14 protein-coding genes are annotated in these 12,488 nt (G+C 60.7%); 8 read left to right on the forward strand and 6 right to left on the reverse strand.

Going from position 1 to position 12,488, the window contains the following annotated elements:
- The first annotated feature begins 19 nt into the window (after positions 1-19).
- Positions 20-1,462 (forward strand): FAD/NAD(P)-binding protein, encoded by a 1,443-nt coding sequence (locus BSG20_RS18420; protein WP_244541362.1) that lies wholly within the window; start codon positions 20-22, stop codon positions 1,460-1,462.
- 59 nt (positions 1,463-1,521) lie between these two features.
- On the opposite strand, the gene BSG20_RS18425 is transcribed toward BSG20_RS18420, so the two are convergent.
- On the reverse strand, positions 1,522-2,061 hold the full coding sequence (locus BSG20_RS18425; protein ID WP_072377665.1) for a carboxymuconolactone decarboxylase family protein: 540 nt from the start codon (positions 2,059-2,061) through the stop codon (positions 1,522-1,524).
- 219 nt (positions 2,062-2,280) lie between these two features.
- Here BSG20_RS18425 and BSG20_RS18430 point away from each other — a divergent pair, with 219 nt between their 5' ends.
- From BSG20_RS18430 to BSG20_RS18450, 5 genes are read left to right on the forward strand one after another with little or no spacing between them, the layout of a single operon-like run.
- The gene (locus tag BSG20_RS18430) at positions 2,281-2,952 is read left to right on the forward strand and encodes an amino acid ABC transporter permease (protein ID WP_072377667.1); all 672 of its coding nucleotides are present in this window, start codon (positions 2,281-2,283) and stop codon (positions 2,950-2,952) included.
- A complete protein-coding gene (locus BSG20_RS18435) occupies positions 2,952-3,623 on the forward strand; it encodes an amino acid ABC transporter permease (RefSeq protein ID WP_072377669.1) in 672 nt (223 codons plus the stop codon). The genes BSG20_RS18430 and BSG20_RS18435 overlap by 1 nt, the downstream gene beginning before the upstream one ends.
- A 1-nt stretch (position 3,624) precedes the next feature.
- On the forward strand, positions 3,625-4,359 hold the full coding sequence (locus BSG20_RS18440) for an amino acid ABC transporter ATP-binding protein (protein ID WP_072377671.1): 735 nt from the start codon (positions 3,625-3,627) through the stop codon (positions 4,357-4,359).
- Positions 4,360-4,368: 9 nt separating this feature from the next.
- Positions 4,369-5,286: an isoaspartyl peptidase/L-asparaginase gene (locus tag BSG20_RS18445; protein WP_072377673.1), complete on the forward strand. Its 918-nt coding sequence runs from the start codon at positions 4,369-4,371 to the stop codon at positions 5,284-5,286.
- A gap of 19 nt (positions 5,287-5,305) precedes the next feature.
- Entirely contained in the window at positions 5,306-6,097 is a 792-nt protein-coding gene (locus BSG20_RS18450; RefSeq protein WP_072377675.1) for a transporter substrate-binding domain-containing protein, read from the forward strand.
- 36 nt (positions 6,098-6,133) lie between these two features.
- Here the strand turns inward: BSG20_RS18450 and BSG20_RS18455 are convergent, their stop codons facing one another.
- Complete coding sequence (locus tag BSG20_RS18455) at positions 6,134-7,135, reverse strand: LacI family DNA-binding transcriptional regulator (protein WP_072377677.1); 1,002 nt, start codon at positions 7,133-7,135, stop codon at positions 6,134-6,136.
- Positions 7,136-7,288: 153 nt separating this feature from the next.
- On the opposite strand from BSG20_RS18455, the gene BSG20_RS18460 reads away from it, so the two are divergent.
- The gene (locus BSG20_RS18460; protein WP_072377679.1) at positions 7,289-8,653 is read left to right on the forward strand and encodes a M24 family metallopeptidase; all 1,365 of its coding nucleotides are present in this window, start codon (positions 7,289-7,291) and stop codon (positions 8,651-8,653) included.
- Positions 8,654-8,702: 49 nt separating this feature from the next.
- Here the strand turns inward: BSG20_RS18460 and BSG20_RS18465 are convergent, their stop codons facing one another.
- The 4 genes from BSG20_RS18465 to BSG20_RS18480 all read right to left on the reverse strand — a co-directional run bounded on the left by BSG20_RS18465 (position 8,703) and on the right by BSG20_RS18480 (position 11,612).
- Complete coding sequence (locus BSG20_RS18465; RefSeq protein ID WP_072377682.1) at positions 8,703-8,957, reverse strand: DUF2934 domain-containing protein; 255 nt, start codon at positions 8,955-8,957, stop codon at positions 8,703-8,705.
- A 116-nt stretch (positions 8,958-9,073) separates the two neighbouring features.
- Positions 9,074-9,487, reverse strand: coding sequence for a VOC family protein (locus tag BSG20_RS18470; RefSeq protein WP_072377684.1), 414 nt, complete (start codon positions 9,485-9,487; stop codon positions 9,074-9,076).
- A gap of 7 nt (positions 9,488-9,494) precedes the next feature.
- On the reverse strand, positions 9,495-10,592 hold the full coding sequence (locus BSG20_RS18475) for a Gfo/Idh/MocA family protein (protein WP_072377686.1): 1,098 nt from the start codon (positions 10,590-10,592) through the stop codon (positions 9,495-9,497).
- A 9-nt stretch (positions 10,593-10,601) separates the two neighbouring features.
- A complete protein-coding gene (locus tag BSG20_RS18480; RefSeq protein WP_072377688.1) occupies positions 10,602-11,612 on the reverse strand; it encodes a Gfo/Idh/MocA family protein in 1,011 nt (336 codons plus the stop codon).
- A gap of 322 nt (positions 11,613-11,934) precedes the next feature.
- On the opposite strand from BSG20_RS18480, the gene BSG20_RS18485 reads away from it, so the two are divergent.
- Entirely contained in the window at positions 11,935-12,465 is a 531-nt protein-coding gene (locus BSG20_RS18485) for an FAD-dependent oxidoreductase (protein WP_072377690.1), read from the forward strand.
- Positions 12,466-12,488: the final 23 nt, after the last annotated feature.

The raw sequence follows: 12,488 nt of genomic DNA on the forward strand, positions 1-12,488 counted from the left end.
GTGATGTGGACCGCGGGCATTGAAGCAGGACAGCGCGAAATCACGACATGACACCGATGGCCGGACGCGGCGACCCCTGGTGGCGATTATCGGTGGGGGCGTTTCCGGAGCGGGTGTCGCGTACCACCTGGCGCGTTCCATCACGGACCGACCGCCCGCAATCGTCGTTTTTGAGCCACGGCGCGACCTCGGCAGAGGTCTTGCCTATGATACCACTGATCCGGCGCATCGCATCAATGTTCCCGCCGCCCGCATGAGCCTACTTCCGGATCAGCCGGAGGATTTTCTGGAATGGATTGGGCACAATGATGCCGTTGCGGACGATCCGGAAGCACATCGGCCTGATGGCAGCCTCTATCCCCGACGCCATGTCTTCGGCGCCTATATCGCCTCGGCGCTCACGCCTCTCGTGCAAAGCGGCATTGTGCGCCATCGTCGCGCGGTCGTTACGGCGGTGTGCAGGGACGGCGCGCTCTGGGAGATCTTCGACAGCCAGGGCGGACAGATATTTGCCGATTTCCTGGTGATCGCCACCAGTCATCCCGCGCCATCGGCGCCCGGGGCTCTGCGAACTCTTGAAGGACATCCCCGGTTTGTGGCCGATTCCACCGTTGCCGGGGCGCTCGACGTCGTCCGTCCCGACGACCGGCTGCTGATTGTCGGAAATGGTCTGACCGCGGCCGACATCGTCGCCTCGCTGGCGCGCACTGGCCATCGCGGGCCGATCACGTCGATTTCGCGCCGCGGGCTGAGATCGAAGGGACATGCGCCTTTCGCGCAGGACCCGTTCGGCGAGTTCGAGACGGCCCCGGCCCATAGTGCGACGGCACTGCTGCGGAGCGTCCGGCAGGCCATTGAGCAAGCCAAGACGGCGGGATTGACGTGGCACGCGGTTATTGATCAGGTGCGCGGCCACGGCCATGCGATCTGGCAAAACCTGCCGATTGCCGAACGCTGCCGGATCGTGCGCCACATCAGGCCCTACTGGGACGTTCATCGGTTCCGCATCGCGCCGCAGGTAGAAGACGTGTTGGAGCGGGCGATCGCGGAAGGCAGGATGGAAGTGCTGGCGGCCTCCGTCGGTCGGGTGCAGCGCGAGGGCGAGATCATCCACGTGGAGCTGCAACGGCGACATGCGTTGCCGCTTAAGAAAAGCTATGATGCAGTCGTCGTCACAACAGGTCCAGCGCATGGCGGCATTCTCGAGAGCCAGGTATGGCTTGCCGGCCTGCGCGATCAGTTACATTTGCAACTTGACCCGACCGGTCTCGGCATCGCTTGTTCGCAGCGCGCAGAGGCGATCGCAGCCGATGGCCGCCCCGATCCGTCATTGCTGATTTCCGGTCCGCTGGCGCGTGGGACCTTTGGAGAGCTCATGGGGCTGCCACAGATCACCGAACATGCAGTCTTCGTGGCAGGCGAGCTAGCTGCAGGGATAGCGGCCATGAGCCGCCGCGCCTAGTCATATCACCTATTACGCCGCGGGGCGAAGACCTGCGGACGCTGGAGCCGTGAGTGACCTCAGGCATCCGATACGCCGGCATTTTCGGCGAAGGCTTCGAGTTCGGGATCAAAGTCGACCTCGACGACATTGTTGAAGACGGCTGTCGCGAGCATGATGCCGGCAAAGGCGACGAGATCGACCAGCGTCTTGCCATCGTAACGTTCCTTCAGCTTCGTCCAGATCTCTGCGGGAATCGCGTTTGAGTCGGCGACGATTGCCTTGCCGAAGGCATCGAGGAGCGCCTCTTCTTCGGAGAGTAGCATCGCATCCGGGTTGAACCCGGCATTGATCAGCGCCCGGCGAAAGAAGGTGATGGCGATCTTCGATTTTGCTGCTTTCGAAACGGCATGCGAGAAGATCCAGATCGGCCGATCCGCGATTGCCGAGAGTTCGGCGCGCAGCGTGAACCATTCGGCGTAGATGCGATGGGCTACTGGTGAATGCAATAACGTCCGCTTCATGTTCGTCATGCGCCCGCGTACCCTCACCTCCTCGTCATATGCGGCACGGATCTCTTGTGAAGCAGTGGCGTAGTCGATCTGCGGGATATGGCTCATGGCGTGCTCGTTGATTTGGGAAAGACTAACTGGCGACTGTAAGCTAGGGAGGCTTGGCCAGTTCCAGCCTCGTTGCCGTCTTAAGAATTCTCGCACCCGCTTGCTAACCCATCGGCTCGATGCGGGCCAGATATATCAGGAAATCTCCGCTGCGTTCTTGACAACAAGACGTCACCGAGACACGATGAAACCGGTTTCACTCTTAGTCATGGAGAGATCGTGCGGCTCGACCTGTCGATTCTCTTGCCTCATCTCGGCTTTCTCGCGCAGGGCGCCCTTTTGACGGCAGAGACATGCGCCCTTGCGCTCGCCGGCAGCGTCATCATGGGCGCTTCCGTCGCAATCGCCCGAACATCCTCGTCTGCACTGCTGCGGCGGATTGCTTTCGTCTACGTCGATATCTTCCGGAACGTGCCATTCATCGTGCAACTGTTCTTCTTCTATTATGGCCTTCCAGAGATCGGGCTCTATATCGATGCCTTCACGACGGGCGTGATCGCGTTGTCGATCGCCGGTGGCGCCTACGCCTCTGATGTGATCCGCGCAGGCATCCTTGCAATCGACCAGGGCATCATCGAAGCAGCCGAGGTGAGCGGCCTTTCATGGCGTGTGATGTTTACCCGCATCATCCTGCCGATCGCACTCAGGACCTCGGTGCGCCCGCTCGGCTCGGTTCTCATCAACTTGATCCTCACCTCGTCGATCCTCTCCACCATCACGCTCAACGAGCTGACCGGTTCGGCACAGATCGTGGTCTCGCAGACATATCGACCCTTCGAAGTCTATATCGTGCTGCTCGTCGTCTATGCGGCCTTAACCTATCTCGTCTCGCTCGCCATTGCCTTGCTCCACCGTCGCCTCAACCGTGACATGATGGAGGTGGTCGCCTGATGCGCTTTACCGATTTCACGACCTTCGATCTCGTTCTTCTGGCGCAGGGTCTCGGCGTCAATATCGCGCTCTTTCTCGTGACATCGCTGATCGGACTGATGGTCGGAATCAGCTGGGCAATCGTCCGCTTCTATCGCGTACCGCTCCTGAGTGAGGTGATCACTTTCGTCTCCGAACTCCTGAAGAATTCGCCAGTGCTGGTGCAGTTGTTTCTCGTGTTCTTCGGCCTGCCCGGTCTCTTCCACATCCGCGTGACGCCGGCAACAGCAGCGACGATCACCCTTTCGGCCAACACAGCCGCTTTTATCTATGTCATCGCGGTTTCAGCGATCGAGTCGATCGGCCGCGATCAGCTCGAGGCGGCGCGCGTCTTCGGTCTCAGCCGCTGGCAGGTGCTTCGCCATGTGGTCGCCCCGCAGGCAGCCGCATTTGCGATCGGCCCGCTGATCGCGCTGCTCGTCAACCAGTTGCAGGTGACGTCGCTGATCTCGGTCATCGGGGTCGTCGACCTCACCAAGATCGGCAACATCCTCAACATGCGCACACTGAAGCCGTTCATCGTGTGGACGGCCGTCGGTCTGCTCTATTACGCCGCCGCCAAGCTGGTCGCCTTGCTGGGGTCGCGCTTCGAAAATCGCCTTCGCGCCCACAGCGCCTGGAGAGGGCTCTGACATGATCAAAGTTGAGAACGTAAAAAAGGCCTTCGGCCACACCACCGTGCTTGACGGCGTCGACCTGACGATCGCGCCCGGTGAGGTCGTCTCGATCCTTGGCTCCTCGGGCTCCGGCAAATCGACGCTGATCCGGTGTATCAACGGCCTGGAGAAGCTGAATGGTGGCCGGATCATGGTCGACGAGTTCGATGTCGGCAAGCCTCGCGAGCTCGCGGAGGCTCGCAAGCGCTCCGGCACGGTCTTCCAGCTCTTCAACCTCTATCCACACATGACGGTGCTCGGCAATATCACGCTCGCACCGATCGAGGTGTTGAAGAGACCACGCGCCGAGGCCGAAGCGACGGCGCGTGCCCTGCTTGAGTCCGTTGGTCTCGGTACCAGGGCCGACGCCTATCCGGCGCAGCTCTCGGGTGGTCAGCGCCAGCGCGTCGGCATCTGCCGGGCGCTTGCAATGCAGCCGCGCTATCTGCTGCTGGATGAAGTGACCAGCGCGCTTGACCCGGAGATGACGGCGGAGGTGCTGGCGATCCTTGCCAAGCTCGCGCAGGAAGGTACGACGATGTTGTTCGTCACGCACGAGGTCGAATTCGCCAGGCAGATTTCCGATCGCATCGTCTTTCTCGACAAGGGCAGGTTGCTGGTCGATCTGCCGACCAAAGAATTCTTCGCCGCCGAAGGCGGCATGGCGCGCCCGCGCGTTGCCCAGTTCCTTTCCAAGATGCGCAAAGAATAGAGGTTCTAGATGCTGCTATTGGCCAATAACGAAGCCTGGCCCGGCTTTCCGACATCCGTGGAGATGCTGCGCGATGGTGCAATCAGCCTTGACGCGATGGTCGCCGGGATCAGCAAGGTGGAGAGCGAAGTCAAGGTGCGCAGCGTCGGCTATGGCGGCTGGCCGAACATGCTTGGCAATATGGAGCTTGATGCCGCCGTCATGGACGGTAACACCCGTGAGGTCGGCACCGTTGGTGCCGTTCCGAATACACTGCCGGTCGCACGCCTTGCCCACGAAGTCATGAAGCGCCTTCCACACGTCATGCTGACCGGCGACGGCGCTCGGCGTTTTGCCACTGAAATCGGTTTCGCCGAGGATGACGTGCTGTTTGAAGACAGCAGGCGGGTCTGGTGGGAACGGCTGGAAAAGGAGTTGTCGCCGGAGGACCTGGCGCAGTTCCCTGACATTCCGCTTGCACCGCTCAGCCGTGCCATCACCGATCCGGAGCGCGTACGCGATACCACCGTCTTCCTGTCAGCCGATCCCAGGCGCGGCACCCATGCGGCGACATCGACGTCAGGTTGGGCGTGGAAATATCCGGGTCGCCTTGGCGACAGCCCGATCCCGGGCGCCGGCTTCTACGCCGACAGCCGCTATGGCGCGGCCGCCTGCACGCATACCGGCGAGATGACGATGCGCTGCTCGACAGCGCGTACCGTCGTGCTGGCGATGAAGCTCGGCTATTCGCTCTCCGACGCGGTTAAACTCGCCGTTGATGAGCTCAATGAACTCTCCTCTGGGTTCCTGGCCGGCGTCGTCATCCATGCGGTTGACGCCAAGGGAAACCATGAGGTCGTGAATTTCAGATGCGAGGGCGAGATTCGCTACTGGCTCTGGGAGGACTCGATGCCCGAACCGGAATTGCGGGCAGCGAAACTGGCATAATCAAAAGAGGGAATGAACCATGAAGCGCATTCTGACTACCTTTGCCGCCCTGGCCATTGCGGCTGGCTCGGCACTTCCGTCCTTTGCCGGGATGATCGACGATATCCGCTCGCGAGGCACCGTTCGCATCGGCGTGTCGCTCGGCGGCGAGCCGATTGGCTTCCGTGACGCGCAGAACAATCCAGTCGGTTACGACGTCGACGTCGCGACGATGCTTGCCCAGAAGCTCGGTGTGCCGGTCGAATTCGTCGACGTGTCGGGTGACGCCCGGATCTCGATGCTGGTTTCGGGCCAGATCGACGTCGCCGTTGCCAACACCTCGGCAACGCTTGAGCGTGCCAAGACGGTGAACTTCACCATTCCCTACAATCGCGCCGGCCTGCGCGTCATCGTCCAAAAGGATGCAGGCATCAAGGACCTGAAGGATCTCGCCGGCAAGAAGGTCGTCGTCGGTCGGGGCACGACGGGTGAGAGCTTCCTGAAGATCGCAATTCCCGATGCGCAACTCGTCTACGTCGATCAGTTTGCGCCCGATGGCGTCCTGCAGTTGCAGCAGAAGCGCGTCGACGCGGCAATCGAAGATTCGTCACTGCTCGATTCTCTCGCAACCAAGAACCCGTCGCTTGTCACGCTGCCTGGTCTCTATTCCAACGATCCGATCGGCATTGCCGTTGCCAAGGGCGATCCTGAATTCGTGCGCTGGCTCGATATGTTCGTTTCCGACTACATCCAGTCTGGTGCCTATGCCGCAAATTACAAGAAGTGGTGGGGTGCCGAATCCAATCCCCCTGCCCTGAACCCTCAGTGGTAACATGATTGTGGGCTGCCTTCGGGCGGCCCGTTTTCATTAGGCGGTCAGGCGCGGAACGAAACGTGTCGGCACGGTGACAGGCGGCTGACCCGGTCTGAAATTGCCGGGACTGGCAACGGATTCGACGATATGACGGACATAGAGCGACTTATCGTAGCCGATCGACGATATCGGATAGGCGTCGAAATCGGTCAGCGACAGATTGTCGAAGCCATAGAGCCGGAATCGCGACGGCCGGCCGCCGGGAAAATCGGTCCGGCACACGTCAAGAATACCCATCGCCATCGCATCGGATGTGCAGAAGACGGCGTCGGGACAATCGGCGTCGGCAACCTCCTTGGCTGCGGCATGCCCGCTTTCGTAGGAATAATCACCCTGGACCGTTTTAAGCAGATTGATGCCGTAACGCGCAAAGGCCTCGTGAAATGAGCGGATGCGTGCCTGCTCGACCGGAGAGGACGCACGCCCGGTGACGAGTCCCGCGGTCCGCACGGTCTTCGACGCAGCATCGGCGACGGCTTCGGCGATGCCGGCATGCTCGTCCGGGATGATCACGGGCGAGAACTCGTCGTGAAGGCCGTTCAGCATGATCACATGATCCGAGCGGAACATGCGACGGACGGTCGGTGCGTCGGCAAAATCGGAAAACACCAGTGCGGCATCTACATGGTAGGCGACGCCATTGCGAAGGAACTCCTCCACGCGTGCGACCGAACCGATGCGGATCAGGATGACCTGCTTGCCGATCATCTGGACTTGATCGATGAGCCGGTCAAAAAGATCGAGGTCGGAGAGATCGTGGATGTGGTTGACCACGACGGCAACGAGATTGACCGTCTTGGTGGTCAGGCTCTGCGCCAAGAGGTTCGGCTTGTAGCCGAGGCTGGTGGCGGCGGCGATCACGCGCTCCCGCTTCTCGGGCGACACCGGGCGCGGTTCGGTGGAAAGCGCCCGGCTTGCGACGGCGCGCGAGACACCGGCCAAGCGCGCCACATCGGCAATCGTGGGCGGAGCACCGCGGCTATCGTCGTGATTCATGATCGTGAGCTTTCCACCTTCGAAGGCGTGATACCGCAGTGTCGTGTCTTTCGGCTATGCTAATCTTTCGTTTCCTGGCCGCTGGGTGACTGCCATACACGGTTTTTGTGCTTTTCATCTTTGTTTGACTTTCGTTTTGGTTGGAGGAACCGCATGTCCATCACTCTTGCGCCTGTTGCCTTGCCGGATTTCGGCCCCACCTTGACGCAGCCACAAATTCCGTCGGCGACGTACGCCGCGCGAGCGGACGCAGCCTTGAAAGCTGCCGGCACCGACTGGCTGGTTGTCTATGCCGATCGCGAGCACTTCGGAAACATCATGCATCTCTCCGGCTTCGAGCCGCGTTTCGAGGAGGCCCTCCTGCTTCTTGGTCCGGGCGGTCGACGCGTCATCATCACCGGAAACGAATCCGAGAGCTATACGGCGATTGCCGGTCTTGGCGGCATCGAGGTGCTGCGCGCGCAAACGTTCAGCCTCATGGGACAGGACCGCAGCCAAGACCCGCGGCTAAGCGATCGGCTGCGCGATGCGGGAATCAAGGCCGGGGATTCCATCGGCCTGGTCGGCTGGAAATATCTCTCGACTGACGAGGACGACGAGTCCGCCCAGAGCTTCTTCGTTCCGCATTTTATCGTCAACGCCTTGCGCCGGTTAATTGGTCAGTCAGCGCAATTGATCGACGCGACGCCCGTGCTCATGCATCCGGAAACCGGCCATCGCGCGATCGTCGATGTCGATCAACTCGCAGCCTTCGAATGGGCCGCCGTACGCTGCTCGGAGGCGCTCTTCAGGGTCGTTGCCGGTGTTCGCGTGGGAGATACGGAATTCGGGGCTCTGGGGCGCCTCGGCTATGAAGGGGACCCGGTAAACGTCCACACGATGTTTGCCTCCGTCAGCGTGGGCGAGAACATCATCGGTCTGCGAAGCCCGACCGCGCGGCGCCTGAAGAAGGGAGATGGCGTTACGACGGCACTCGGCTACTGGGGAGCGCTGTCTTCCCGCGCCGGCCTCCTCACCGATCATGACGACACATTCCTGACGCCCGCAAAAGCCTATTTCGAGGCCTTGATCACCTGGTACGAGACGGCAGATATCGGCGTGACCGGCGGCGATCTGTTCTCCGCCGTCACCGACAAGCTCAAATCGGCGGGCCTCAACTCAGCGCTGAACCCCGGCCACCTTGGCAGCCACGAGGAATGGCTGCATTCGCCAGTACGGCCCGGCTCGATCGAGCGCTTACGATCCGGCATGCCGTTCCAGGTCGATGTCATTCCGGTGCCGATGCCAGCCGGTTGGGCTCTCAACTGCGAAGACATGGTGGCCTTTGGGGATGCCAAGCTGCGCGAGGAGATACGCCAACGCTATCCTGATATGCATGCGCGCATTGCCGCGCGGCGTAGTTTCATGGCAGACAAGCTCGGCCTGGTGATCTCCGACAACATCCTGCCGCTCTCTTCCACGCCGCTCTATCTGCCACCATTCTGGTTGCAGTCGGACAAGGTTCTCGTCCGGGAATGATCTGCGTCGTCGGCGCCTGCGCGGCGATCATCCGGCCCCCAGTCGTCTCTCATGAAGACGCTTTTCGTGTGTCTGCGGCAACATCGTTGCCGTTCTCAACGTCTATCGAACGCATCAGTTTGCCCATCGCACGGAGGCGCTCGACGAGGTCGCTGCCGTCAACGGAGGCGCGGGTAAGCTCGAGTTGCTGATATTCGCGTGCCGCTTGCTGCCAATGGTCGCCACTGCGACCTTCCGGCCGCCCTTCGGCTTCCCAGAGCGCATAGGCGCGCTGATTGATCCAGTCGTCCTTGGTGCGTGACATGCCAACCCCCAGCCGTGAAGGAATGTATCGTCTCCTGCAGGCTGACAAATGGGCATTACCGAGTGGTTACCGCAGCGCGGAAATTTTGATCTGCTCGCCCATATATTTTCGGCAGATCAGGACCACTTCAACGCGTGGCCGCGCTCGGCGATCTCGACAATGATCCCGTCGGGGTCGCGAAGGAATGCGACCCTGTCAAGCATTTCTGAATTGACCGCAGGGCGCGGCCTCTCCTTGATCTCGACGCCTGCCGCTTCCAACTTTGCAAAGCTTTCGTCGACGCTTTCGACAAGGAAGGTAATATGCAGCACGCCTGATGTGGTCGGCGGCAGGTCTGGGGCACGCGCCGCGCCTGCGGGCGGGGCGAAGATCTCCAGCATGCCGCCGCCGGCATCGAGGAAAGCCACTTCCGTGCCATTGGCCATCGTTTTGCGCAGATGAAGGCGCAGTCCGAGAAGGTCGCAATAGAAGGCAAGGGACCGGTCCATGTCGCCGGTCACCATGCCGACATGCTCGAAGCTTTTCACCATTTCCGCCTCAGCCTCCAGCGGCCTGACGCCGCTCTTCTTCCGGCAGCCAGGAATGATAGAGCGGATGATCCGAGACGATCGGCAGTCTCGTCGGCGCGCCGGTGCGCTGCGAATGATAGGCGGCGGTGACAAGCTCCAGCGAATTGCGGGCATCTTCCAACGTCACCGGTGGCTCGCCGCCCGTCGTCAGCGCATGGTGGAAGAGTTCGAACTGCCTGGTATAGCCGTCTTCCTTGACGACATAGCCGGCAAGCGCGTCATCCACGCGTTTCTGATGCTCTTGCGTGCCGGCAACGAAGGTCCAGGGGTCGCGACCCATCGTGTAGGGCTCGACAATACTCTCGACGACGAGATCGGAGAAGCAGAACCGCAGACGAGAGATCTCCTTGCGAGAGCCGAGCGTCATCGACAGCGTCGCCAGCGAACCGTTCTTCATCTTCACCGACAGTGCGGCCGTATCCTCGACCTGGATCGGATTTACCAGCGTCGCCCCATAGGAGAAGATCTCGGCACATGCGCCATGCACATAGTTCAACATGTCGTGCGCGTGGATCGCGTGGCCAAGCAGGCCGCCACCAAGCTCGGTCCCCCATTTTCCCCGCCACGGGACGGCATAATAATCCGGGCCGCGCCACCAATGAGTTTCGATCGTGGTCAGGAACGGGGTGCCGGTTAGGCCGAGATCGATCAGCATCTTCAGTTTTTGAAGTCCGGAACCATAGCGATACTGGAAGATCGGCATGAGCCTCGGGCCCTCGGCGCGCGCGACGATACGGGCCATCTCGTCCACTTCGGCGATCGAGCCGAACAGCGGCTTTTCGCAGATGACGTGCTTTCCGGCCTCGATCGCCTTTCGGCACAGTTCGAAGTGCGAACTTGGCGGCGTGCAGATGTCGATGATATCGAGATCTGAGCGAGCAATCATCGTCTCGGCATCCTGTGTGTATTCGGGAATACCGAACTCTTCGCAAAGAGCCCTGCCACGGTCCTCGTCCAAAGAGCAGAGAACAGCGACGTCAAACATTTCCTTGTTCCAGGAAAAGCCAGTCAGGTGGCGCGAGGCGATCCCCGCTCCGATGACGCCGACACGAAACTTCTTGGACATGGTGGCTCCTCAGCGATGACCCAGGCGCGCAGCCCTTGATTGTGCTTCCAGTGAAAGGCGGCAGACCTCGTAGACATGAGCCTGGGGCATGGCCGTCTCGCTGCGGTCGCGCACGTCGGCAGCAAAGGCATCGAAATAGTCGAGCCTCTCGCCGCTGCAATCGATGTGCGTCATCTCCTTGCCGTTGACCAGGAATAGATGGTCCTTGCCCGGGCGTCCGGCGATGTCGATATACTTGCGCAATTCGATATAGCCGTCGGTACCGAGAATCGTCAGGCGGCCATCGCCCCAGGTCGGTAGCGCTTCGGGCGTGAACCAGTCGACGCGCACGTAGCCCGAGGCCTTGTCTGAACGCAGCAGGACTTCGCCGAAGTCCTGGAAGGCAGGCCTGTCCGGCATCCCGAAATTGCCGACCGAACTTGCCACGACTTCGCCGCTCGTCGAACCCGTATAGAAGAGAAACTGGTCAACCTGGTGCGAGGCGATGTCGACAATGATGCCGCCGAATTTTTCCGGTTCGAAGAACCAATCCGGCCGCGTCGGCAGTTGCAGCCTGTGTGGGCCGACGCCCAGCGTCTGGATGACCGTGCCGATCGCCCCCTGGTTGACGAGCTTGCCAGCCTTGACGGCGGATCGCACGCAATGACGTTCGGAAAAGCAGATCGAAAAGATGCGGCGCGTCTCAGCGACGGTGCGCTTCACCTCTTCGAGCTGAGCAAACGTCGTCACACCGGGTTTGTCGGTCATCACGTCCTTGCCGGCGTTCATGGCTCGGATGGCCAGGCCTGCGCGGTCACGAGGGATCGCAGCAATGCAGATGACGTCGATCGATGGATCGGCGAATATCGTCTCGCGGTCGATCTGTGGGGCTTCCGGATAGGTTCTCTGGAAAGCTTCCAACAGCGCCGGCACGGATGTCTGCGGGCAATAGCCGACGAATTCTGCACCTGCGGCAAGCAGGCCCTTCACGTGATCGAACGTGTGTGCATGATCGATCCCGACGACCGCAAATCTCAACATAATAGCAATGCCTCCTCGGAAGTTCCTTGCGCCCCGCGTCTGAGTCTTTGGGGGATTTCCTCATGTCGAACAGACAGCGAAACCTGAAAGCTGTCAAGCTTGGATGGACCGGGGGGCACCCAGTAGAGTTACTTAAGGCGTTGATATTGCTTTGTAAAAGTGTGTATCTAAATAGTTATTTAATGGGGTCCGTCGGTTCAGAAAGCAGTAACTGGCGATGAACGTTCTCTCATTGAACAGAGACATTCACAGCCCGCGGCGTCGGGACGACCCTAAGCGCCCTTTTTGGCCGCGATAGCGTGCGGAGGGAAGTTTCTAGTTCTTGGCCGGCTTTACCGCGAAGGAAAGCCAAGCGCCGCGGGAAGCCTTCGCCCGAGGGAGCAAACGTCTCGTTGCGACTCCTCCCGAAAGCGATTGCGCTACCGACTTGCTCGAGCCCGGCCCATGGGTAGCATATCTGCAGGCCATGAGCGGCTTCATTAGTGGCGATGAACTCGCGCGCGTATCCGTCCTGGATTACCTAGCGTACGACGAAGCATTGAGCGGACAGAACTGGAGGCTGCCGGGAGGCTACGATGCGTTCGTCGCAGCGAGCGCGACAGTTGGCGTTACTCTAAGTGCTGCCACTGAGGTCGAATCTGTCGAACTCGACGGGAGGCGGGTTGCCCTACAGACGCACACGGGCACGATCCGCGCCCACGCCCTGATCATGACGGCATCAACCGATGTCCTTGTGGGTGACGCCATCGCCTGGCCATCAGCCCTGGATCCTTGGCGCGACACTGCTCGCCGTTTGGCAGCATTGGTCAGGAAGATATTGCTGCGCCGCAGCATCCGTGCTTCATTGCGGTGACCACTCCAGTAGAGGTGCACTTG

This window comes from Rhizobium tibeticum (genome assembly GCF_900110205.1).
Classification (GTDB): Bacteria; Pseudomonadota; Alphaproteobacteria; order Rhizobiales; family Rhizobiaceae; genus Rhizobium; species Rhizobium tibeticum.